The following is a 21,301-nucleotide window of genomic DNA, read 5'->3' on the forward strand; positions in this document are numbered from 1 at the left end:
GCTCACCTGTAAATCATCGTGACGATGCTACCGGGGCTTAACGATTTTTATAGCGGTATTCCGCCGACAGGGCATGTGCTTGTAAACCTTCTCCGTAGGCCAAGATGGACGCGATTTCGCCGAGTTTGGCAGCACCTTGTTGCGAAACTTGGATCAGGCTGCTGCGTTTCTGAAAATCGTAAACGCCCAGCGGAGAAGAAAATCGCGCAGTTCGCGAAGTCGGCAGCACGTGATTGGGACCGGCGCAGTAATCGCCCAACGCTTCGCAGGCATTACGACCCATGAAAATGGCGCCGGCATGGCGAATTTTATCGAGCCAGCTTTCCGCGTGCTCAACCGATAATTCCAAATGTTCGGGCGCGATCCGATTGGCTATTTCACAGGCTTCATCGAGATTTCTCACTTGAATGAGCGCACCGCGATTTTCCAGTGAAGCGCGAATGACATTCTGACGCGGCATTTTCTCTACTAGGCGATTGATGCTGCTGTGCACGCGATCGAGAAATTGCGTATCCGGAGATAGCAAAATGGATTGAGCAAGTTCGTCGTGTTCCGCCTGCGAAAACAAATCCATGGCGATCCAATCGGGATCGGTTTTTCCGTCGCAAATGACCAGAATTTCGGAAGGTCCGGCCACCATGTCGATACCGACGACGCCGAACACGCGGCGCTTGGCGGCGGCGACGTACGCATTGCCGGGACCGACGATTTTATCCACCGGCGGTACCGTTTCAGTGCCGTATGCCAGTGCACCGACCGCTTGCGCGCCGCCGATGGTAAATACCCGATCAACCTTGCTGATCGCTGCCGCCGCCAGCACCATATCGTTTCTTTCGCCATCCGGTGTCGGCACGACCATGATCAATTCTTTCACACCCGCCACTTTGGCCGGAATTGCGTTCATCAGCACCGACGAGGGATACGATGCCTTGCCGCCGGGTACGTACAGCCCAACCCGATCCAGCGGTGTGATTTTTTGTCCTAACAACGTGTCGTCTGCATCCGTGTATTGCCATGAACTCAATGGCTGTTTTTCGTGATAACTACGCACCCGCCCGGCGGCTTGTTGCAATGCCGTGCGCTCGGTTGACGGCAGTACCGCCAGCGCTTGCTGTAAATCATCCTGTGTCAGTTCGAGCGCTTTGGCGGAAGCCACGTTGAGCCGGTCGAAGCGGTTGGTGTACTCGATCAGTGCGGTATCCTTACGGATTTTAATATCCGCAAGAATTTTGGCTACCGTGGAATCGACCGCATCATCCTGTGCACCCTCAAAAGCCAGTAGCTTGTCGAGCTTGGAATCGAAATCGGGATCGGTTGAGTTGAATCGTTTTATTTGAATCATGACATCGTTGGAATGCGGGTAAGTGTGTGAGAATTTACTTTTCTATCGCTGCAGAAAAAGCATCCAGTATGGGCTGAATAGTCTCTCTTTTCAGTTTCAACGCCGCCTGGTTGATGATCAGCCGGGACGAAATCGGCATGATTTCTTCCACGGCTTTCAGGTTATTGGCCTTTAACGTGTTACCGCTCGACACCAGATCGACGATGGCATCGGCCAACCCCACCAGCGGCGCCAGCTCCATCGAGCCGTACAATTTGATCAGGTCGACGTGCACGCCTTTTGCGGCGAAGTGCTCCCGGGCGGTTTGCACATATTTGGTGGCGATGCGCAGCCGCGCGCCTTGCCGCACGGCAGAGTCATAATCGAAACCGTCAGGCACCGCGACCATCATGCGGCAGCGCGCGATATTCAAGTCCAGCGGTTGATACAAACCGGCGCCACCGTGTTCCAGCAACACATCCTTCCCGGCGATGCCGAGATCGGCGGCGCCGTATTGCACGTAAGTCGGTACATCCGATGCGCGCACGATCACCAAACGGACATTGGTGCGGTTGGTCGACAGAATCAATTTGCGCGATGTTTCCGGATCATCCAGCGCTTCGATGCCGGCAGCTTTGAGCAGCGGCGCCGTATCTTCAAAAATTCGCCCTTTTGACAGGGCGATGGTAATAGCAGTCATAAATGGGAAAATTATCCGAGATTAGCGGCGGCAAAATCCCAATGGATCAATTTGTCCAGAATGGTGTTGACGTAATCGGCACGGCGGTTTTGGTAATCCAGATAGTAGGCGTGCTCCCATACATCGATAGTCAATAGCGGGCGGACATTTTTTGTCAGCGGTGTTTCGGCGTTGCCGGTTTTAACCACGGAGATTTTGCCGTTGTCCAGCACCAGCCACGCCCAGCCGCTGCCGAATTGCGTCAATGCCGCTTGGGCGAATTCCTTTTTGCACGCATCCAGACTGCCGAACGCCGATTCGATCTTTTGCTTGAGTACTGCTGGTGGTTCGCCGCCGCCGTTGGGTTTCAGGCTATGCCAGTAGAACATGTGGTTCCACACTTGCGCGGCGTTATTGAAAATCGCCGCTTTGTCCGCTTGCCCGGCGGTTGCTTTGATGATCTGCTCCAGCGATTGCCCTGCCAAAGGATTGTTCGCCAACAGATTGTTCAAGTTATCGACGTAGGTTTTGTGGTGCTTGCCGTAATGAAAACTCAATGTATTGGCGGTAATTACCGGCTCCAGTGCATTGTTGGCGTAGGGCAGGGGCGCCAGAACGTATTGCGAACCCGCTTGCGCGGCTTGGGAAAAATTATCGACATTGACAGTAGACATCGTGGCCTCCTTAGTGAGTTTATTGTAGTAATTTTTGAACAGTTCAAACATGCGAACCCCCGTTATTGGGTATTGCTCGTTTCCGTGGTGAATGTGATTTTATTGTAACCTGCCAGACGCGCGGCTTCCATCACGGTAATCACGGACTGGTGCGTGGCTTTGGCATCGGCATTGATAATGATGAACGGATCTTCATGGCCTTTGGCCGCTGTCAGCAAGGCATCGCGCAGACTTTCGATACTGCCCGATTTGACCGGCGCCAGATTGATGGTATATTCGCCCAGCGCGCTGACGGTGATATCGATGCTGTTTGGCTTTTCAACGTTTTTATCGACTTTTTCCGCATTGGTTTCCGGCAAACTGATTTCAAGTTCGGCGAATTTCGAATACGTCGTGGTCACCACCAGAAAAATCAGGATGACCAACAGCACATCAATCATCGGGATCAGATTGATTTCCGGTTCGTTACTCTGTTTTCCGCGTTGAAAATTCATTCAAATACCGGTTATATCAATGTCAATGAATATTGAGTTGGTAAACGCACATCAGTGAAAAGCGTGCTGTTAAAGCAGGCGAGTATAATACCAGTAGCCCATCGATTGCAGCGATCGAAATACATAACACGATTATTGCGCAGGCTTATAAAATAGCCAGCCGTGTTTCAGGGTGTGATAGTACAACATTATGAGTGGATATTTATCGTTAATTTTTTACCAGTTACCGTGAAATGATTAAACCATTGGTGAGTATTGTGATGGGAAGTACCAGCGATTGGGATGTGATGCAGCATGCAGTTGCTGTCCTGGATGAGTTTCATATCGCGCATGAAGCCAAAGTAGTTTCGGCGCACCGCACGCCGGATTTGATGTTTCAATTCGCCGAGGAAGCCAAGGCGCGCGGTATTAAATGCATCATCGCCGGTGCTGGCGGCGCGGCGCATCTGCCCGGCATGATCGCGGCGAAAACCACGCTGCCGGTGCTCGGTGTTCCGGTCAATTCCAAGCATTTGCAAGGATTGGATTCGTTGTTGTCGATTGTACAAATGCCGAAAGGCATTCCGGTCGCCACATTTGCCATCGGCCAGGCCGGAGCGGCGAATGCCGGGCTGTTTGCGGTGGCGCTATTGGCAGTGAATAACAGTGAATTGAGTGCACAGTTGGACGAATACCGGCGCAAACAAACCGAGTCGGTTCTCAGCGCCGAGTTGCCGCAATAATGCCGGTGATGCCTGGGGCCATGCTCGGTGTGCTCGGCGGCGGGCAGCTCGGGCGCATGTTCGTGCAAGCCGCGCAACAAATGGGTTACCAAGTCACGGTACTGGATCCCGATAGCGGCAGTCCAGCCGGGCGCATCGCCGATGCGTTTATCTGCGCGAATTATGACGATCCGGTCGCGCTGCAGAAACTGGGCGAGCAGTGCGCCGCCGTCACCACCGAATTCGAGAATATTCCCGCGAATTCGCTACGAAAGCTGGCCAAATCGTGTGTTGTCAGTCCGGATGCATACAGTGTTTCGGTCGCGCAAAACAGGATTGCAGAAAAACAATTTCTGGGTATCAATGGTTTTGCCGTTGCACCGTTTGCGGTCATCCAGCAGCCGGATGATTTTGCCGATCAGGATGCCGCGGATTTTCTGCCTGGCATTCTGAAAGTCAGCCAATTCGGTTACGACGGCAAAGGTCAGGTCAAGGTTACCACCGCGGCAGAATTTCCGGCGGCCTACGAGCAATTGAACCATGCTGTGTGCGTGCTGGAAAAATTCATGCCGCTGAAAAGCGAAATCTCGGTGGTGGTCGCGCGCGGTAGCGATGGGAAAACAGCGATGTTTCCAGTGTCCGAGAATCAGCATGTCAACGGCATTCTCGATATCAGCATCGTGCCCGCCCGGATTTCTCCGCTGCTGGCCGAAAAGGCGCAAGCTCTCGCGGGTCAGGTTGCGAAGCAGCTCAATTATCAAGGCGTGTTGTGCGTCGAGTTTTTCGTGCTGCACGACGACGAGCTGGTGATCAACGAAATCGCGCCGCGTCCGCACAACAGCGGGCATTATTCGATCGATGCCTGTGTCACGTCGCAATTCGAGCAACAAGTGCGCACGCTGTGCGGCCTGCCACTCGGTGCCGCCACGCAGCTCAGCCCCGCCGTGATGGTCAACCTGCTCGGTGACGTGTGGCGCAACGGCGATCCCGATTGGAATGTCGTGCTGCAACACCCGGCGGTTAAATTGCACCTGTACGGCAAAATCGAAGCACGCCCAGGGCGCAAAATGGGGCATTACACCGTGCTGGGCAACGATACCGAAACCGCGTTGAGCGAGGCGCTGCGCATCAAACAACAACTCGAATCCAAGTGAAGCGAATACCATGACCGAAACCGCATTGTTTGAAACCTCCATCAAAAGCTTGCCATTTTTACATCGCGGCAAAGTCCGCGATATTTACGCCGTCGGCGACGACAAACTGCTGATCGTGCAAACCGACCGTCTGTCGGCGTTCGACGTGATCCTGCCGACTGCCGTGCCCGGCAAAGGCAAAATCCTCACCGCATTGTCGCAATTCTGGTTCGACAAGCTTGCGCACATCCTGCCGAATCACCTGACCGGCATCGCACCGGAATCGGTCGTGACCGACAGCGAGCGCGATCAAGTGGCAGGGCGCGCGTTCGTGATCCGCCGCCTGAAACCGCTGCCGATCGAAGCCATCGTACGCGGCTACGTGGTCGGTTCCGGCTGGAAGGATTACCAGCAGACCGCCGCAATTTGTGGCATTCCATTGCCTGCCGGATTAAAACTTGCCGACAAATTGCCAGGTGGCGCGATTTTCACGCCCTCAACCAAAGCCGCCGCCGGTGCGCATGATGAAAATATTTCCGTCGCCAAGGTGGAAAAACTGCTAGGCCGGGAATTAACCGCCAAAGTCAGCGCCAAAGCCATCCAACTCTATTCCGAAGCCGCCGATTATGCCTTGCAACGCGGCATCATCATCGCCGACACCAAATTCGAATTCGGTCTGGATGAAAAAGGCGAGCTCTACCTGATCGACGAAGTCCTTACCCCCGACTCATCACGCTTCTGGCCTGCGGATCAATATCACCCCGACCAAAACCCGCCAAGCTTCGACAAACAATTCGTGCGCGATTGGCTGGAAACGCAGGATTGGAATAAACAAGCCCCGGCGCCGGCATTGCCGGACGATGTGTTACGGCAAACGGTGGAGAAGTATCTGGAAGCGTTGAGGTTGTTGATGGAGTAGTTGTATTGCTTAAGCATGAGCTTGCTATGCGATACTTAACTATAATCTGATAAATGAGGAGTAATAGGTGCAACAATTAACAATTCTTTGTAATCCTGTATTTTACATTTTGATTGTAAATATTATTGGTTTAATCTGGGCTGTTCGTTCTTGGAAGAAGAATATTCGCGAGAAATGGATGAATAGCCTTCGAGATGCTGAGGCAGAACTTATCGGAGCTGCCGAATTGGTTTATGGATTACCAGCTAATAATAATGAAGAACTGCCTAAAGCTAAGGCAGACTTTATTGCTAAAGAGCAAAAGCTATTACTTTTATTCGCTCATAACACAACAGAAAAAAGGTCATTTAAAACTGAATCAGAAGCTCTTCGAATCGCAGCCGAAGAGAAAAACATCGAGAAATATAGAAGTCAACTTGATACGTTTTCAAAAGCTATTAGCGAAAGAGTTTTACAAGAATGGAATGATATCAAGTAAGTAGAAAATAACTTGGATAAGCCAGAACGCCATCCGAGATAAAATTTCCTTCATCAATTACATTGAACTTGCGATTCCCCGTGGTCTTGCCACGGGGAGCATTATAGTTTTTGTGTTTTTGAAGTCAGCGTAGCGCGCCGTTTTTGGTTTTCTGCACCGTAATACCCCGCGGTCTTGCCGCGGGGATAGGCGCAGGGCGCGCGGAGCAAATTTATACATACATCTCGCAGAATCCGATCATGAGATTTACTTATAATGCGATGCGCAATAAAATCCGTTCATCTTCCTTTTACAAATCAAATCTCGGAGCGAACCCCATGAATAAACAAATGACCGCCATCATTGAACGTGAAGGCAGCGGTTATGTGTCTTTCTGTCCGGAGCTCGACATCGCCAGTCAAGGCGATACCGTTCACGAAGCGCGTGAGAACCTGCGGGAAGCGTTGGAATTGTTTTTCGAAACCGCATCGGCGGAAGAAATTCAGCAGCGGTTGCATGATGAAATTTATATAACCCGCCTAGAGATTGCCGTTGGGTAAGTTGCGGATTTTATCTGGACAGCAATTGTGTGCTATTTTGGCACAACATGGTTTTATCGAAGTCCGGCGGCGCGGCAGTCATGTTGTGATGCAGAAAAAAATGGATAACACAACGATTACCGTGCCTGTGCCCAATCATTCCGAAATACGCATCGGAACGCTTCAATCTATCATCCGCCAATCGGGAATTGCCAGAAGTGAATTCGAGGTTTTGTAGCATGGCACGGCTTAATCGCCGCAACAAATAATCCGGCTAAGCCTGCGTCTCCGGGATTTAACCGCAAAGAACTACATCCGCCACACCAGCAAGTAGCAAGTAGCCTGGATAAGCTTGCGTCATCCGGGACAAAAATTTTCCTCAATCCGTGTAAGGCAAGAGCTGAAAGTGTTCCGCCCCTAATCACCTGCCGAATGATCGCACCGAACGAAAGCGCGATAGGGCGTAATACCTGCGGGCATTGTCCTTCACGTATTGGTTATCTTAGTAAGCGGATTTTGTGTCATACAATTAGAGTCACACATGCATTAATCCGCTTTTGCCGAATTCCTCCAAATCATGATTCCATTGACAGCCATATTTTTATATGGAATCTGATATATCGATATGCTAAGCTGATTCCATGAAGAAAGCTCGGTTTGAGTGGAACACGGATAAAGATGCTGAGAATCAGAAGAAACATGGTGTTGCTTTTTCCTTGGCGCAATATGCCTTTGCCGATCCTAATCGTGTTATTGCCGAGGATATTGCGCATAGCGAAACGGAAAAGCGTTATTTTTGTTTCGGCGCGGTTGAAGGCGGCATTCTTACCGTTCGATTTACCTACCGTGGCGGTGTGATTCGTATATTCGGCGCCGGTTATTGGCGCAAAGGAAAGGTAATTTATGAGCAAGAAAATCAAGTATCAGGATGAGCCGATTGAAGCCAAAATCATTGAAGATTTTCTACCTTCGCCCGAACAGCTTGCTTTCCGGGAAGAGGGCGTGAAGGTGACAATTGCGCTCAGCAAGAAAAGCGTTGAATTCTTCAAGGCGGAAGCAGCGAAACACCATACGCAATATCAGCGCATGATTCGAAATCTGATCGATAGTTATGTCGATGCTTACGACAAACCTTCAGTATCAGACTCAGCTTTAACCGAACAGGAATGAACCTGTTAAGTAAATAATCCGGATAAGCCTGCATCATCCGAGATAAAATCTAAGAATCAGCGATCTTGCCGGAAATATAGCTTATCCTGCCATTCCTGCGGATTCATCGTAGTCTCGAATAGAGATTACCAAGCACCTAACCCATTAATCCACACCATCAGCCAAGGAGTTGTTCATGCTTGATATCGCCATTGACACCCTTGTCATGCGGCCATATGTATTCAGTTTTTTTGCGGCATTTTTGCTGGCCTGTGTTCCGCATGTGGGTTGGCGTAAGATGCTGATTTTTGCTGTCGTTGGCTATCTGATTGCATTTGCCTCGGAGAAGCTTTCGATCACCACTGGATTTCCTTACGGTTGGTATTATTACATCGACGACACCAGCCAGCGCGAATTATGGGTATGGGGTGTGCCTTTTTTCGATTCGCTATCGTATGTTTTTCTGACGTATTGCAGTTATACGACGGCGTTGTTCATCCTATCGCCTCTGGCGGCCAAAGGTGCGGATTTGATCACGCTGGAAACGCGCGCTATCCGGCAGTCGTGGGCTGCACTGGTGCTGGGTGCTTTTCTGCAAACCTTTCTGGACATCATCATCGACCCGGTGGCGTTGCAGGGCGACCGCTGGTTTCTGGGGCAGATTTATGGTTATTACGAGAACGGGCTGCATTTCGGTGTGCCGGTTTCAAACTACGCCGGCTGGCTGCTGACTAGTTTTGTGCTGGTGGCCGCTTTCCAGCGGATCGACCGTAAACGCGACGCGACGGCACCGCATGGTGTGTTTGCGATGCCGTTCCGCTCGTTGCTGGGGCCGGTTCTTTATCTGTCGGTGCTGATCTTCAACTGGGTGGTCACGCTGTGGATCGGTGAGTATCTGATTGCGCTGACCGGCATACTGATTTTTACGCTGCCGATTGTGATGGTGATCGTTTTAGCTATTTTGCGGATCAATCGTTACCGTGAAGAAGAACTGCGGCAGCATCTGCAAGATTATCCTTGGTCGCCCTTGAACAAGCTTTGAAGAATGATAATGCACCACACGCAGCGGTTTGACAGTGCTTAGAGTCACCAGTACACTCAAAAGCGATCAAAAGACCGATTCTATTTCCTTCAAAATCAGCGAGAAATTAAATTCCATGGATATCAATGCCATTCCCGTAGGCGCCAATGTGCCCGCCAATGTCAACGTCGTCATCGAAGTGCCGACCGGCGGCGAGCCTGTCAAATATGAATTCGATAAACGATCCGGCGCCTTGTTTGTCGATCGTATCCTGCATACGCCGATGCGTTATCCGGCCAACTACGGTTTCATTCCGCACACGTTGTGCGATGATGGCGATCCGCTCGATGCGCTGGTGATTGCCCGCTCGCCGTTTCTCGCCGGTTGCGTGGTGCGCGCTCGGCCGATCGCGCTGCTGCACCTCGAGGATGAGCACGGCGGTGATGAAAAATTGATCTGCGTGCCGGATAACAAAACGTTTCCGTACTACGCGCATGTCTGCGAACGCGACGATTTGCCGGATATCGTGTTTCAGCAGATCGAGCATTTCTTTACACATTACAAGGATCTCGAACCGGAAAAATGGGTGCGCGTCGGCCGCTGGGGCGATTCCGGCGAAGCGCGCGACATGGTGATGCGTGCGATCGACATGGCAAAAACCGCCGGCTGAACGGCGATTGCGACCGTGGCGCGACTTGTCAATTGATCAATACTTCGGCACTATGCCATGGCTGTTTGCAAAAATAGGGCAATTTTCTGACTGAAAATAGCTTTGGAAAGTGATGAAAAACTGTTGCGCTCGGTCATGTAGCATTGAAACCAGGTTCAAAGTGCTCCTTTATTACTCGTAAACTGTGCTTTCTCTCCTGATTTCGCCTTGACTGACGTCACTCGCTATCTTTTTCAGAATTTCCATAGAAGTATTGAATGTAGTCGTATGTGTCAAGCTTTCCCATCGATTAACCGGGTAATTCCCAACAGGAGGTGACATATGATGAAAATTGATCGAACAATTCCGCGATTCACTGTTTTTTTAGTTTCTGTTTGTCTTGCGGTGGCATTAGCCGTATCCGGTTGCACGGTAAAACTGATCAGCAGTTACGATGAGACTACCGATAGGGCGGTAACTGATTTGCAGCGGAAAACCGAAGCGCATCTGGTGGCACTGGAATCGGTGGAAGGCTTACCGGAGTGCACTTATGAAAACCACAAGCAATTTTATGATGAAACCAAAGTGGATATCAGTGCAATCACTGTCCGTGTTGCGGCAATTCCTAAAAATGACATCACCACGCAAGAGACGCAATTACTGGCCGGTAATTTGGACAATCTTGAAAAACTTCACAAAATTGCGTGCTTGTCCAAGGATCAAATCACACTCGTACGTTCGCATTTCAATACCAGCTTTACGGCAATTCTGAAGCTGGAACTTGCAAAGCGCCGCGGTGAGTAACTTTGGGTCAACAATGACAAGCTGAATCTAAGGAGAAAATGATGAGCCTGGATGCGATTAAACTGGGAAAAGACATACTCGCTGCGCTGAATGGCAGCCTTGCGGAAAAATGGCCCGACGTCAAAGAGTATGGCGAAGCTGAAGCCAAGAAACTCGCGCAAACCTTGGTGATGATCGAGACACTGCAAGCCACCGGCAAGATCAACAAGGAACAAGCCGCTTTGCATCTTGAGATGCAAAAGAATGCAACGCGCATGGTGCTGATGACGATCGAAGGACTTGGTGTTCTCGCTGCGGAAGCGGCGATCAATGCGGCGCTCAGTACCGTGAAGGATAGTGTCAATAAAGAAATCGGTTTTACGCTACTGTAGTTTCTACACTAAAAATTATTGCTTGTTACCACAGAAATAATTTCAAAATTGCTTGATCCACTATCCGCCAGAAAATCCGGCGGATAGTGGATGTGGACATTTCATTAACAACCGATTTGCTCAGGACAATAGATTTTTCTGGGGCGGGGAACTACTTAACCAACGCGTGTCACGATTTTTTTGCGGCAAGCAGAGGCACCCACCAAACCTACGCCAATCAATAGCATGGCGTAGATACTCTCTCTTTTTGCAAATGATTTTTAAGAAATCATGTTGTTTCCATACGAAAAAACATACGGCCATCAAAAGGCTGTTTGCTGCGTAACATGCCGTAAATTGCATGCAGTATTTTGCGCATGACTGCACATAATGCTTGGATTTTCAGTAACCCACGTTTTTCCTGTAAATGTTTGTAGTAAGCTGCAACATGAGGCTCGCTGCGGCTTGCCACCAACGCAGGCATGTATAAGGCTTGGCGGATATACCGGTTGCCTGCTTTACTAATCCTTGTTTGCTTGACCACGCTACCGCCCGATTCAAAGTGCCTCGGATCCAAGCCTGCATAGGCTACCCATTGTTTGATCGTTAAATCATCAGGCATAGTCAATAGTTCGCCTAGCAACTGAATGGCAGAGGCTTCGGCAATACCTTTCATGCTAGTAATCAAGGCAAAAATCTCACGTAATTCTTGGTTTCTGTTAATAATGCTCAATGCGTTGATACGGAAACTAGCAATTTGTTCTTCAAGTGTGCCAATCAAACTTTTTGTCTGCGTGAGGATCACTTCCGGTGTTTCCTGAGTCACCATCAATGCACCTAACTGATTCTTCACCTGCGCTTTGATTTTGTTGGTTGCGGAAATGCGGCGCGCTAAAGCGCGTAACGCAAGCGCTTCTTCACTTGGGCGCTGCCATTGAACAAGCGGCATCCGCTCGGCATAGCTCGCCAATACATCCGCATCAATACTGTCGGTCTTACACCGCTGCATCAGTGCCTTGGCAAAGTTATGAGCAGCTTTGGGATTGATTACCGTTACCGTAATCTTTTCGGAACGGCTCAAGGCAACGGCCAGATCAAAGTGATGCATACCTGTCGCTTCCATACACACGATGCTTTCACCCTGCAATTTTTGAATCAAAGCAACTAAGCGTTTATGATCTTCCGGTGCATTCTCATACGGTTGTGCTTTTCGATGCTTGCCATTAACACTGACCACCACACTCAATGCTTTACCTGAAACATCAATACCAATGTGATTCATTGCTTATCACCTCGAAATCATTTTTGTTATCATGCTTTCTGGTTTCCCTGACCCTGGCACTTCATCTATCTTCCTTGCAAATTCAGGTTCAGAAGCTAAGCTTACAGACCTTGGATACTCCACGATATGGATGACGAGGGCGGGGAGCCTTTCTACGTACAAGCTCGGAGCTTAAGGTTGGGTCGACTTCCCCAGAAATTGGTATTACTCTAATACAATTTTCTTGTCGGGTTAATATACAAGGTTTCCGGTTCAGGAACAGCGATCATCATGGTTCGATCATCGCCGCTCAAGGGGTGCTGTACATTGACATACGCCACGTTGGGGTTGAATTTGTCGAAATAGAGTCCGGTTGGTTCAGCACCCAGAGTAGACATGGAGGCCCAGCGGCTGATCGATTCGGCTATGCCATCGTTATCGGCGTCGGTGACGAACCAAATATCGGCTTGACCGCCGGGTTGATCTTCAACGATATACATATGACCTTCGGCATCAATCGCCATATTGTCAGGATCGTTAAAAACTCCGCCTACCGGTAATCCAGGACGATTATCTGATCGATTAAAGATCGCTTGGCTGTGGAATCACTGCATAAAAAGCCTTTTTGATACCATTGCATAGGCAAGATAAGTGGAAACACTGTCTGTGTTTCTTCATTGTGAAATGCGATAATTTTATTGAAACTGATGTGTCGGGGCGATGCAGATAAGTGAGTAACGATGACTTCAGTCAAGCAACTGTAATAAAGGAAAAGAAATAAATGAAGTTGTTATTTTTGTTATTCGTAGCGATTGTTTTGTTGGGGTGTCAAATGATTTCAACCATTAACCAGCGCCCGGTACTTGATGTCAAACTGATTGGCGTATGGACAGGCGAATATCTGGAAGAGGGTGGTGCTTTGAAGCGCTGGAAGCAGGTAAGAAATGCCGACGGTACTTACCGCATCGAATTCAGTTTCACGGAAAAGGATGAAACGGTGAAAAGCTTTATTGAATCCGGGCGCTGGTGGATTCAGGGCGGTCTATTCCATGAAATTGCTTTGCCTGAAAAAGGCCATCCGGACAAATACCGCTATTCTTTTAAAAAGAAGGACTGTGTCAGCTTCGAATTGGTCGAAAGTGAAGGATTCACCGAAGAGGAAGACAGTTATAAGTTTAGCGAATGCTTGGAGGCGGATTCACCGCCGGCAAATTTCAGCAATTCTATTTAAGGAAATGCTGATTAATTGACTATACGAGCGAATCACTTCGTTGCGCGGTACTCGCTCCCTCGTCTATCCTGTTGATATGTCTCGGTTGCTGTGTTCCGTGCGCCTCGTGCTTCATCTCGTTCGCCGAATTAATCAGCGTTTCCTTAATTTTGGGATGTTTCTTATTTTGCAACGATCATTCTCTGCCACGGCTTTTCCGCTTAGCGTGAGCGATGGCAGAGAAAATAAGATTGTTAACGCATATGCGCTTCGACAAAAGTGGTTTCCCGGTTGAAATCATCCCAGATATTGGCTGGTTTGACGAAAGGTGTCGTCGGCACAAAGAATGTTGCGATATCGAAAGCACCGCTCAATGTGCGCCCCACGGCATTGGCAACTCCGGTAAGCAAACCGACCGTCATGCCGTGAACAACGCCATCCCGGTTGCCGACAATGGTTATCGTTTTTGGTATTTCAGCAAACCCGGTCACCGCATTCGCAATGCCATTTCCCAGTTTCTCAACCACTTTGTCCGGGTATTGATCGGCCAGTGCAAGATTAGGTGCTGCTAAAGTTAGTACAAACATAATGAATAAAGCTCGAATCGTTTTTTTCATTGGTAAATCCTAAATACGAATAGAATCGATTATTTTACCGAAATGCCGGATTATTTTCCTATTTGCCGTCTTGTTTGGCCGGCTGCTTTAAAATTGCAAGAACTCTTTCAACTTCGCGCTCGATTCGGCTTGCCGGAACTTCTCTTTTTTCCAGCTCCATTCTGATCCGGTAGGCCATTTCCAAAGCAAGCAAATCCATCGTGTTTTTGTCGCCTTTTTGCGATGCCGCCTGGTATTCGATCTGGAACCGGTTGATGGCTACCATCATGGCATCGTTATTGAGATTCAGGCTGGATAGCGTGGATTCCAATTCGTATTTCAGATTGCCGGATATTACCGGTTGTGCTGCCTGAGACGCGTTTTCCGGCTGGTATGGTACGTATTTCGGGATCAAAACCGAGACCATGAATAGCGTGATACCCAACCCTACAGTGGCTGCCATAAACTGCCAGAGCTTATATTCCCTTCCGCGTAGTTTGATGGTGTTGATTCGTTTAACGCCAAACCAAGCTTGGGCACCAATTCCTATCAGAAACAAAATGGCGCCAAGCGACATAATAACAGGTACTATCGGATGCACAGTTATACTCCTATGTTCTTATCTTAATGTTCAGATACGGTTCGCAAAAAAACTAAATTATGTTGTCATCCCGGTTACTGATTGCTACTGCAGGTGAATCAGCCGACCGGATTTTTTGTTTTATTCTAGCGCATTATGATACTGAGTTATTAATTGTTTGGTAAGCCTGATGGTTTTATTCAAGCTTGGATTTGTGTTGCTGGCGATAAAGCTTCACAGATGTGCCGCCAGTATTTTCTTTATCATCTAGCTTATAATAAGACCGGCCATCGCTAATTACCGGGGCGGTGGTGGGGGCGGATTGCCAGGAGGCGGCGATGGCGGATTAAAGCCGGAAGGCGCCGGAACAGCGCCGCTGCCGGAAACCGGGGGCGCATCGCCGGTAACTCTGCCGGACACGGGAACGCGATGCCCTTTGGCATACATGCATTGAATATAGCTCATGTCATAGCGGTGCTGATTGACGTACGCGGATGTGCTGGCGGTACCTGAACCCACTAGCCCGCCGGCTAGTAAGCCGGTACCGGCGCCGATTGCCGCGCCACCGCCGCCGGCAATCGCCGCGCCTGCCGCAGCGCCCAATCCGGCACCAACAGCCGCGCTTTGCAAGCCGCTGGATTGCGCCGATTGCCGCGGCGTCAGGCCGCCAATTTGCTCATACGCATAGCGGCGGCAATCATAATCATCATGGCGGAATTGTTCGAAGCTTTTGCCGGAACCCGGCAAAGTCATCACGCTGGGGCCGGATGGTAAATTAACGCAAGCCGCTAGCATGCAGGTTATTGACGGTATCAACAATTGCCTGGCTATTTTCATGGTGTTTACTCCATATCTTGTGCTTCAGAGCCCAAAGTCAATCACAGCTGGATACTGGGAATCCGATTCATACGGATCGCCGCTATGTCTATTTTTGCCCGGCACGGCATCCAACAATTACCCCTGTCAAAGAGTAGTAGAAAAAAGGTATCATATAGGATGCAAAATTTTAATAGTGATATATTTTAGGAGAAAATAAGAATGTCGCAAAAACACCCGGTTATCGCTGTTACCGGATCATCAGGCGCAGGTACTTCAACGGTTAAAACCAGTTTTGAACATATTTTCCGCCGCGAAAAGCTGAAAGCCACTATCGTGGAAGGCGATAGCTTTCATCGCTATGATCGCGAGTCGATGAAACAAGCCGTGGTCGAATCGGAAAAAAACGGTGGCCGCGCAATCAGTCACTTCGGTCCGGAAGCCAATGAATTTGAGAAATTGGAAGCGCTTTTCAAGGAATATGGCGAGAGCGGCAGCGGCCAAACGCGTTTATATTTGCATAACGATGAAGAAGCTAAGCCTTGGCAACAGAAAGCAGGCACATTTACGCCCTGGTCATCGATTGCTCCTGGCTCGGATTTGTTGTTTTATGAAGGCCTGCATGGCGGCGCGAAAAGCGATACAGCCGATGTCGCCAAATATGTCGATTTGCTGGTTGGTGTGGTGCCGATCGTGAATCTCGAGTGGATTCAGAAAATATACCGCGATACCAATGCGCGCGGTTACTCGACCGAAGCGGTTACGCATACTATTTTGCGCCGCATGCATGACTATGTTCACTACATTACACCGCAATTCTCACGCACGCATGTCAATTTCCAGCGCGTACCCACAGTCGATACTTCCAATCCGTTTATCGCCCGGGAAATCCCGACACTGGACGAAAGTCTCGTGGTGATTCGCTTCAGACACCCGGAAACAGTAGATTTTCCATTCTTGTTGAGAATGATCCATGACTCGTTCATGTCCCGTCCGAACACCATTGTTGTTCCGGGTGGAAAAATGGGCATGGCGATTGAGTTGATATTGACACCGCTGATTCTCGACATTGTCGCTAAAAGCAGAGCGTAGAACGTAATAAGTTCCGGTTAATTCATGGATCACGATAACATGTATTGTGCACTTATCGGATTCTGAATTAATCTGCCTGCCCGAAAATGCGCGGCACGCAATCTCTTCCCAGTATAACAAGCTGTTTCGGGTTATTTTGGTTACATGACTTCTCTACTATCCGATCTCAATCCACAGCAACTCGAAGCCATCACGCTGCCGCACCAATCCGTATTGGTGCTGGCCGGCGCCGGTAGCGGCAAAACCCGTGTTCTGACAACGCGCATCGCGTATCTGATCCAATCAGGGCAAGTGAGTCCATACGGCATTCTCGCCGTGACGTTTACCAACAAGGCAGCGAAAGAAATGCTGATGCGTATCACCGCGATGTTGCCGGTCAATCCGCGCGGTATGTGGGTCGGTACGTTTCACGGTTTGTGTCATCGCATGCTGCGAACCCATTATCAAGACGCCGGCTTGCCGCAAGCGTTTCAGATTCTCGACTCCGCCGACCAGTTGGCTTTAATCAAACGCATTCTGAAAGCGTTATCGGCGGACGAGAAAAAATTTCCGCCGCGCCAAGTGCAATGGTTTATCAATAACGCTAAAGAAGCAGGGTTGCGTGCATCCTATGTCACCGCAGAAGATGCGTACTCGCGCCGCTTGCAAGAATTTTATCAGGCCTATGAGCAGCAGTGCCAGAAGGAAGGCGCGGTGGATTTTGCCGAATTGCTGCTGCGCTGCTATGAATTACTAAGCCGTAACGAAATTCTGTGCCGGCATTACCGTGAGCGTTTTCAGCATATTCTGGTGGATGAATTTCAGGACACCAATCCGCTGCAATACAAATGGCTGAAATTGCTGGCGGGTGCCGAAACGAAAAATGCAGCGGCGGTTTTTGCGGTCGGTGATGACGATCAAAGCATTTACGCTTTTCGCGGTGCCTATAGCGGCAACATGCGGGATTTCGAACGTGATTTCGGCATCACCCGGATTATCAAACTGGAACAGAATTACCGCTCGCACGGCCATATTCTGGATGCCGCCAATGCGTTGATCGAAAACAATAGCGAACGTTTGGGAAAAAACCTCTGGACAGCGGAAGGCAAGGGAGAGTTGTTGCGCGTTTACAATGCGCCGAACGATTTCGATGAAGCTGCCTTTATCGTCGAAGAAGTCAAAACCCTGCACGCGGAAGGCATCGCATTGTCGGAAATGGCACTGCTGTACCGTTCCAATGCGCAATCGCGCGTGCTGGAACATAGCCTATTCAATGCCGCGCTGCCGTACCGCGTTTATGGCGGCATGCGGTTTTTTGATCGCCAGGAAATCAAGCATGCGCTGGCCTATTTGCGCCTGATTGCCAATCCGGATGATGATAGCGCGCTGCTGCGCGTGATTAATTTTCCAGCACGCGGCATCGGTGCCCGCGGCCTGGAACAGTTGCAGGAAGACGCCAAAGTACTCGGCGGCAGTCTGTGGATTGCCGCCGTGCAAAAGTGCGGCGGTGAATCGGCAGTGCTGCAGAAATTGCCGGAAACACTAAAAGGCATTGCGGCGTTCGTGCATTTGATCCTGACCATGCAACAGCACTGTAACGCATTGCCGCTGCCGCAGATCGTTGAAACCATGCTGTCGCACAGTGGACTATTGGCGCATTACGCTAAGGAGCGTGAGGGCGAAGAAAGGCTGGAGAATCTAAACGAACTGATCAACGCCGCAACCAGTTTTGTGCATGAAGCGGAGAATGACAGTCTGGCGGAATTTCTCGCGCATGCTTCATTGGAAGCCGGTGAACATCAGGCCGGCAGCGGCCAGGATGCGCTGCAGCTGATGACGGTGCATGCCGCCAAAGGATTGGAATTTCACAGCGTTTTTCTCAGCGGATTGGAAGAGGGATTGTTTCCGCACGAGAACAGCTTGAATGAGATCAACGGCATCGCCGAGGAACGGCGCTTGATGTACGTTGCCATGACACGGGCACGCCGCCGCTTATATCTCAGTTTTGCGCAAAGCCGCATGCTGCACGGCCAGACGCACTATAACATCGCTTCGCGTTTTCTCGATGAAATTCCGCAAAATTGCATGAAGTGGCTGCAACCGGTAGCGCGAATGCAAATGAATAACTACTATGCCAATACCGGTAGCCAATCCACCGGTATTGCGAGAACCTCTTACAGTCAAGCGAAATCTCCGTCCGGAGAATGGCGAATCGGACAAAATGTAGCGCATGCCAAATTCGGTACAGGTGTCATCATCAACTATGAGGGTAGCGGCAGCGATGCACGCGTGCAAGTCAATTTTGCTCACGCCGGAACGAAGTGGTTACTGCTTGAATACGCCAAACTGACCGCGATTTGACCATCGCCGCTGCAATTGCCTTATTTCTCCGGTTTGCTAGCGGCATGGTGCTGTTGCCGATGTTCCTCACTGCAAAAAAAATGATCGTTATCGGCGATGGCATCATGACGCGGAATACGTCCATGACAGTGTGCGCATTCCACCAAATCGTCCGGCTCTTTTAGCGTATTCTCGCCGGGCGATTCTTGCCGTTTGTTTTCATTTTCCCGTGCATCCGGTTCGTTACCGGTATCGCGCCAGTTGGCTTGCTGCAGATCCGGTGCGGATTGATAATTTTTGAAGCGGATCGGTTCGTCCAGGAAGATATCTTTGTAGCTGACGTAAATGGACGCGAAAATGGTGGGAATCAAAACAACAAGACCGATACCGTAAGGCATTACGCTAATAATAGTCAGAATAATGAGCACAACACCGTACAGTTGGAACGGAATAAAGTTTCTTAAGCAGGCGAAGAAACTTTTCTGCATCGCAGCCACTGGCGGCATGTTATGAAATACCACCAATAAGGGTGAAAACCAGGAAGCCATCATTAATGGAATGGAAAGCGTCAGTGCAACCAGGAACGACGTTAAGAAACTGCTCATAACGCCCATCAGTTCGCTCTCATCGACCCGCTTGCCATACAACATCATGTCGGTCATTTGCGTGCCGCCGATCAGCATGACCAAGCCAAGAATGAGAACTTGTCCGATCAGATAAATACCGCCGATGGTGATTAACGGCACGGCATTGGTTTTGAAGGCGGCAAACAAATGCGGTAATTCAAGCGGTTTGCCTTGTTCCATGTCTTTACATCCCAGCATAATACCAGCCAGAAATACCGGGGAAATCAGAGTGAAAGCAAGCTGCCCCACCATCGGGATCAACGATATCGACATTCCGATTAGCAAGAGCGTGAAACAAACAAAAAACCAAGTCAGCGGCGCTCTGCTGAATAGATAAAATCCACTTAAGATCCATTGCAATCCCTGTTTTGCGTGAACTTGATGAATTTCCATTAATTTTTTCTCCAATTAATCTTGGCAAACGTTGAGTGCGGCGTTAGATGTCATATCCAGAGCTGCTGCAGTTTTGCAGTGTTATGGATATGATTTTTCAATATTTCCCGGAAATGCGCCGGATCTTTTGCGTGTGTCAATTCTCCCGGGCGCGGCAAGTGATAATCGTACAAGCGCGAGACCCAGAAACGTAGTGCACCGGCGCGCAACATGGCCGGCCAGGCAGCATGTTCAACCGCAGTAAGCGGCCGGATGGCGTGATAGGCTTTGATCAGTGCCTGTGTGCATGCTTCGTCCAGGTTTTTGCTGTCGGTCATGCACCAATCGTTAACGGTAATCGCCAGGTCATACAATAAGGTATCATTGCAAGCGAAGTAAAAATCGATGACACCGCCGATTTCATGACCGGTGAACAGAATATTGTCGCGGAACAAATCGGCATGGATAGCTCCGCTGGGTAATGTTGCTGTTTGTTGCGATTGCTGGAAATCGAGTTCGCTATCGAGCAGGGATTGTTCATCCGCAGATAAAAAAGGTTTGATTTCGGGCGCTCTGGCTTTCCACCATGCCAGTCCGCGCGGGTTGGTCATTTTCCCGGAATACGAGCCGCCCGCTACATGCATTTGCGCCAATATTGCACCGACTGCTGTGCAATGCTCAACCGCCGGATGCATGACGGATTGTCCCGGCAAGCAAGTCACGATCGTTGCCGGTTTGCCGTTCAGCTCGCCGAGAAATTTCTGATCCAGCATGGGGACCGGTGCCGGGCAAGGAATATGGTGCCGGGATAAATGCGCCATCAGATTCAAATAATACGGCAGCTCGTCACGGGTCAGTTTTTCAAACAGCGTCAATACAAATTTACCTTGCGTCGTGGTGACAAAATAATTGGTATTTTCGATTCCAGACAGAATACCTTGCAGCTGAATCAACTGACCAAGCGTGTAATTTTTTAACCAAGTCGTGAGCTGGTTATCGGTAACAGGTGTGAAAACGGACATGAGCTAACGGGATAAAAAAGCGGAAATGAAAGAGCGGTATGGTTTCATCGAGTTACAGTCTTGCGCTTTTTATCAACATCAAAATCTCATGAATTGCCACATGGGCGGACTGACATCAATACCGGCATCACCCGGATGCGTGTGAGTACCCCCCCGGCTGATATTTTTTTTCAGATAATACGGCGGACCGATACGTGGAATCACTTTGATCATTATCAGTTCGCCATTGATGCGATGCTCTTCGATGGTGTCTTCGCCGCGTTTGATAATGGTCACCTGCGTTTCCAGTTCGGGATCCGATTGAATATCCGGCGGTAATGGCGGAGGATCGGCCAATTCCTTGGGTAATTCAGGAGCTTCGGGTAACGGTATCAAATTATCCGGATGCGCAGGCTTTTTCGCCTGTTTCGGTTGCTCCGATTGTGCCATGGCCGGCAATGCGCAACTCAGCAATAGGATAAAAATAAGCGGGTATAAGTACATCATAGTGGTCCCGGAGGGTCAGGATAATGAGGTA

At 49.7% G+C, this 21,301-nt stretch carries 26 protein-coding genes and 1 pseudogene; 15 read left to right on the top strand and 12 right to left on the bottom strand.

Annotation, left to right across the window (positions count from 1 at the left end):
- Positions 1–37: 37 nt before the first annotated feature.
- The 4 genes from hisD to HRU78_06895 form a co-directional block, all read right to left on the bottom strand.
- Positions 38–1,339 (bottom strand): histidinol dehydrogenase, encoded by a 1,302-nt coding sequence (gene hisD, locus HRU78_06880; protein QOJ24954.1) that lies wholly within the window; start codon positions 1,337–1,339, stop codon positions 38–40.
- A gap of 37 nt (positions 1,340–1,376) precedes the next feature.
- Complete coding sequence (locus HRU78_06885; protein ID QOJ23414.1) at positions 1,377–2,021, bottom strand: ATP phosphoribosyltransferase; 645 nt, start codon at positions 2,019–2,021, stop codon at positions 1,377–1,379.
- A gap of 11 nt (positions 2,022–2,032) precedes the next feature.
- On the bottom strand, positions 2,033–2,674 hold the full coding sequence (locus tag HRU78_06890) for a superoxide dismutase (protein QOJ23415.1): 642 nt from the start codon (positions 2,672–2,674) through the stop codon (positions 2,033–2,035).
- Positions 2,675–2,736: 62 nt separating this feature from the next.
- Positions 2,737–3,168 (bottom strand): biopolymer transporter ExbD, encoded by a 432-nt coding sequence (locus tag HRU78_06895; GenBank protein QOJ23416.1) that lies wholly within the window; start codon positions 3,166–3,168, stop codon positions 2,737–2,739.
- Between the two features lie 233 nt (positions 3,169–3,401).
- Between HRU78_06895 and purE the strand changes: the two genes are divergently transcribed.
- The 12 genes from purE (at position 3,402) to HRU78_06955 (ending at position 10,911) form a co-directional block, all read left to right on the top strand.
- On the top strand, positions 3,402–3,890 hold the full coding sequence (gene purE, locus HRU78_06900; protein ID QOJ23417.1) for a 5-(carboxyamino)imidazole ribonucleotide mutase: 489 nt from the start codon (positions 3,402–3,404) through the stop codon (positions 3,888–3,890).
- Positions 3,890–5,023 carry a 5-(carboxyamino)imidazole ribonucleotide synthase gene (locus HRU78_06905; protein QOJ23418.1) on the top strand — a complete coding sequence of 378 codons (1,134 nt, stop codon included), beginning with the start codon at positions 3,890–3,892 and terminating at the stop codon, positions 5,021–5,023. Before purE ends, HRU78_06905 begins: the two co-directional genes overlap by 1 nt.
- 10 nt (positions 5,024–5,033) lie before the next feature.
- Positions 5,034–5,921 (top strand): phosphoribosylaminoimidazolesuccinocarboxamide synthase, encoded by an 888-nt coding sequence (locus tag HRU78_06910; protein QOJ23419.1) that lies wholly within the window; start codon positions 5,034–5,036, stop codon positions 5,919–5,921.
- A gap of 67 nt (positions 5,922–5,988) precedes the next feature.
- Complete coding sequence (locus HRU78_06915) at positions 5,989–6,399, top strand: hypothetical protein (GenBank protein QOJ23420.1); 411 nt, start codon at positions 5,989–5,991, stop codon at positions 6,397–6,399.
- Between the two features lie 317 nt (positions 6,400–6,716).
- Complete coding sequence (locus HRU78_06920; GenBank protein ID QOJ23421.1) at positions 6,717–6,938, top strand: type II toxin-antitoxin system HicB family antitoxin; 222 nt, start codon at positions 6,717–6,719, stop codon at positions 6,936–6,938.
- Positions 6,931–7,155 carry a type II toxin-antitoxin system HicA family toxin gene (locus HRU78_06925; protein QOJ24955.1) on the top strand — a complete coding sequence of 75 codons (225 nt, stop codon included), beginning with the start codon at positions 6,931–6,933 and terminating at the stop codon, positions 7,153–7,155. Before HRU78_06920 ends, HRU78_06925 begins: the two co-directional genes overlap by 8 nt.
- A 403-nt stretch (positions 7,156–7,558) precedes the next feature.
- Positions 7,559–7,849 carry a BrnT family toxin gene (locus HRU78_06930; protein ID QOJ23422.1) on the top strand — a complete coding sequence of 97 codons (291 nt, stop codon included), beginning with the start codon at positions 7,559–7,561 and terminating at the stop codon, positions 7,847–7,849.
- Positions 7,821–8,087 carry a hypothetical protein gene (locus tag HRU78_06935; GenBank protein ID QOJ23423.1) on the top strand — a complete coding sequence of 89 codons (267 nt, stop codon included), beginning with the start codon at positions 7,821–7,823 and terminating at the stop codon, positions 8,085–8,087. The genes HRU78_06930 and HRU78_06935 overlap by 29 nt, the downstream gene beginning before the upstream one ends.
- Before the next feature lie 175 nt (positions 8,088–8,262).
- Positions 8,263–9,108, top strand: a complete 846-nt coding sequence (locus tag HRU78_06940) for a carotenoid biosynthesis protein (GenBank protein ID QOJ23424.1) — start codon at positions 8,263–8,265, stop codon at positions 9,106–9,108.
- A gap of 115 nt (positions 9,109–9,223) precedes the next feature.
- The gene (gene ppa / locus HRU78_06945) at positions 9,224–9,757 is read left to right on the top strand and encodes an inorganic diphosphatase (protein ID QOJ24956.1); all 534 of its coding nucleotides are present in this window, start codon (positions 9,224–9,226) and stop codon (positions 9,755–9,757) included.
- 321 nt (positions 9,758–10,078) lie between these two features.
- Entirely contained in the window at positions 10,079–10,540 is a 462-nt protein-coding gene (locus HRU78_06950; GenBank protein QOJ23425.1) for a hypothetical protein, read from the top strand.
- 41 nt (positions 10,541–10,581) lie between these two features.
- Entirely contained in the window at positions 10,582–10,911 is a 330-nt protein-coding gene (locus HRU78_06955) for a hypothetical protein (GenBank protein ID QOJ24957.1), read from the top strand.
- A gap of 268 nt (positions 10,912–11,179) precedes the next feature.
- Here the strand turns inward: HRU78_06955 and HRU78_06960 are convergent, their stop codons facing one another.
- Both HRU78_06960 and HRU78_06965 read right to left on the bottom strand, forming a co-directional pair.
- Entirely contained in the window at positions 11,180–12,172 is a 993-nt protein-coding gene (locus HRU78_06960) for an IS110 family transposase (GenBank protein ID QOJ23426.1), read from the bottom strand.
- 209 nt (positions 12,173–12,381) lie between these two features.
- Positions 12,382–12,714 (bottom strand): annotated as a pseudogene (locus HRU78_06965) (DUF839 domain-containing protein).
- Between the two features lie 218 nt (positions 12,715–12,932).
- On the opposite strand from HRU78_06965, the gene HRU78_06970 reads away from it, so the two are divergent.
- Positions 12,933–13,382, top strand: a complete 450-nt coding sequence (locus HRU78_06970) for a hypothetical protein (GenBank protein ID QOJ23427.1) — start codon at positions 12,933–12,935, stop codon at positions 13,380–13,382.
- 233 nt (positions 13,383–13,615) lie between these two features.
- Here HRU78_06970 and HRU78_06975 read toward each other — a convergent pair whose 3' ends face one another.
- The 3 genes from HRU78_06975 to HRU78_06985 all read right to left on the bottom strand — a co-directional run bounded on the left by HRU78_06975 (position 13,616) and on the right by HRU78_06985 (position 15,374).
- Positions 13,616–13,978: an exosortase system-associated protein, TIGR04073 family gene (locus HRU78_06975; GenBank protein QOJ23428.1), complete on the bottom strand. Its 363-nt coding sequence runs from the start codon at positions 13,976–13,978 to the stop codon at positions 13,616–13,618.
- Between the two features lie 58 nt (positions 13,979–14,036).
- A complete protein-coding gene (locus HRU78_06980) occupies positions 14,037–14,558 on the bottom strand; it encodes a hypothetical protein (GenBank protein QOJ23429.1) in 522 nt (173 codons plus the stop codon).
- Between the two features lie 276 nt (positions 14,559–14,834).
- Entirely contained in the window at positions 14,835–15,374 is a 540-nt protein-coding gene (locus HRU78_06985; GenBank protein QOJ23430.1) for a hypothetical protein, read from the bottom strand.
- 201 nt (positions 15,375–15,575) lie between these two features.
- On the opposite strand from HRU78_06985, the gene HRU78_06990 reads away from it, so the two are divergent.
- Positions 15,576–16,445: a phosphoribulokinase gene (locus HRU78_06990; GenBank protein ID QOJ23431.1), complete on the top strand. Its 870-nt coding sequence runs from the start codon at positions 15,576–15,578 to the stop codon at positions 16,443–16,445.
- A gap of 144 nt (positions 16,446–16,589) precedes the next feature.
- Positions 16,590–18,785, top strand: coding sequence for a UvrD-helicase domain-containing protein (locus HRU78_06995; GenBank protein QOJ23432.1), 2,196 nt, complete (start codon positions 16,590–16,592; stop codon positions 18,783–18,785).
- Positions 18,786–18,805: 20 nt separating this feature from the next.
- Here HRU78_06995 and HRU78_07000 read toward each other — a convergent pair whose 3' ends face one another.
- From HRU78_07000 to HRU78_07010, 3 genes are all read right to left on the bottom strand, one after another.
- Entirely contained in the window at positions 18,806–19,783 is a 978-nt protein-coding gene (locus tag HRU78_07000; GenBank protein QOJ23433.1) for a hypothetical protein, read from the bottom strand.
- Between the two features lie 50 nt (positions 19,784–19,833).
- On the bottom strand, positions 19,834–20,784 hold the full coding sequence (locus tag HRU78_07005; protein ID QOJ23434.1) for a homoserine kinase: 951 nt from the start codon (positions 20,782–20,784) through the stop codon (positions 19,834–19,836).
- Between the two features lie 78 nt (positions 20,785–20,862).
- Positions 20,863–21,267, bottom strand: coding sequence for a DUF2782 domain-containing protein (locus HRU78_07010; protein QOJ24958.1), 405 nt, complete (start codon positions 21,265–21,267; stop codon positions 20,863–20,865).
- Positions 21,268–21,301 lie beyond the last annotated feature (34 nt).

Source organism: Gammaproteobacteria bacterium (assembly GCA_015709635.1).
Taxonomy (GTDB): Bacteria; Pseudomonadota; Gammaproteobacteria; order Burkholderiales; family Nitrosomonadaceae; genus Nitrosomonas.

Bases quoted from the DNA above. Each gene is read 5' to 3' on its own strand.
- HRU78_06885 (QOJ23414.1), bottom strand. From the start codon at position 2,021: ATGACTGCTATTACCATCGCCCTGTCAAAAGGGCGAATTTTTGAAGAT.
- HRU78_06890 (QOJ23415.1), bottom strand. From the start codon at position 2,674: ATGTCTACTGTCAATGTCGATAATTTTTCCCAAGCCGCGCAAGCGGGT.
- HRU78_06895 (QOJ23416.1), bottom strand. From the start codon at position 3,168: ATGAATTTTCAACGCGGAAAACAGAGTAACGAACCGGAAATCAATCTG.
- purE (QOJ23417.1), top strand. From the start codon at position 3,402: ATGATTAAACCATTGGTGAGTATTGTGATGGGAAGTACCAGCGATTGG.
- HRU78_06905 (QOJ23418.1), top strand. From the start codon at position 3,890: ATGCCGGTGATGCCTGGGGCCATGCTCGGTGTGCTCGGCGGCGGGCAG.
- HRU78_06910 (QOJ23419.1), top strand. From the start codon at position 5,034: ATGACCGAAACCGCATTGTTTGAAACCTCCATCAAAAGCTTGCCATTT.
- HRU78_06920 (QOJ23421.1), top strand. From the start codon at position 6,717: ATGAATAAACAAATGACCGCCATCATTGAACGTGAAGGCAGCGGTTAT.
- HRU78_06930 (QOJ23422.1), top strand. From the start codon at position 7,559: ATGAAGAAAGCTCGGTTTGAGTGGAACACGGATAAAGATGCTGAGAAT.
- HRU78_06935 (QOJ23423.1), top strand. From the start codon at position 7,821: ATGAGCAAGAAAATCAAGTATCAGGATGAGCCGATTGAAGCCAAAATC.
- HRU78_06940 (QOJ23424.1), top strand. From the start codon at position 8,263: ATGCTTGATATCGCCATTGACACCCTTGTCATGCGGCCATATGTATTC.
- ppa (QOJ24956.1), top strand. From the start codon at position 9,224: ATGGATATCAATGCCATTCCCGTAGGCGCCAATGTGCCCGCCAATGTC.
- HRU78_06950 (QOJ23425.1), top strand. From the start codon at position 10,079: ATGATGAAAATTGATCGAACAATTCCGCGATTCACTGTTTTTTTAGTT.
- HRU78_06955 (QOJ24957.1), top strand. From the start codon at position 10,582: ATGAGCCTGGATGCGATTAAACTGGGAAAAGACATACTCGCTGCGCTG.
- HRU78_06960 (QOJ23426.1), bottom strand. From the start codon at position 12,172: ATGAATCACATTGGTATTGATGTTTCAGGTAAAGCATTGAGTGTGGTG.
- HRU78_06970 (QOJ23427.1), top strand. From the start codon at position 12,933: ATGAAGTTGTTATTTTTGTTATTCGTAGCGATTGTTTTGTTGGGGTGT.
- HRU78_06975 (QOJ23428.1), bottom strand. From the start codon at position 13,978: ATGAAAAAAACGATTCGAGCTTTATTCATTATGTTTGTACTAACTTTA.
- HRU78_06985 (QOJ23430.1), bottom strand. From the start codon at position 15,374: ATGAAAATAGCCAGGCAATTGTTGATACCGTCAATAACCTGCATGCTA.
- HRU78_06990 (QOJ23431.1), top strand. From the start codon at position 15,576: ATGTCGCAAAAACACCCGGTTATCGCTGTTACCGGATCATCAGGCGCA.
- HRU78_06995 (QOJ23432.1), top strand. From the start codon at position 16,590: ATGACTTCTCTACTATCCGATCTCAATCCACAGCAACTCGAAGCCATC.
- HRU78_07000 (QOJ23433.1), bottom strand. From the start codon at position 19,783: ATGGAAATTCATCAAGTTCACGCAAAACAGGGATTGCAATGGATCTTA.
- HRU78_07005 (QOJ23434.1), bottom strand. From the start codon at position 20,784: ATGTCCGTTTTCACACCTGTTACCGATAACCAGCTCACGACTTGGTTA.
- HRU78_07010 (QOJ24958.1), bottom strand. From the start codon at position 21,267: ATGTACTTATACCCGCTTATTTTTATCCTATTGCTGAGTTGCGCATTG.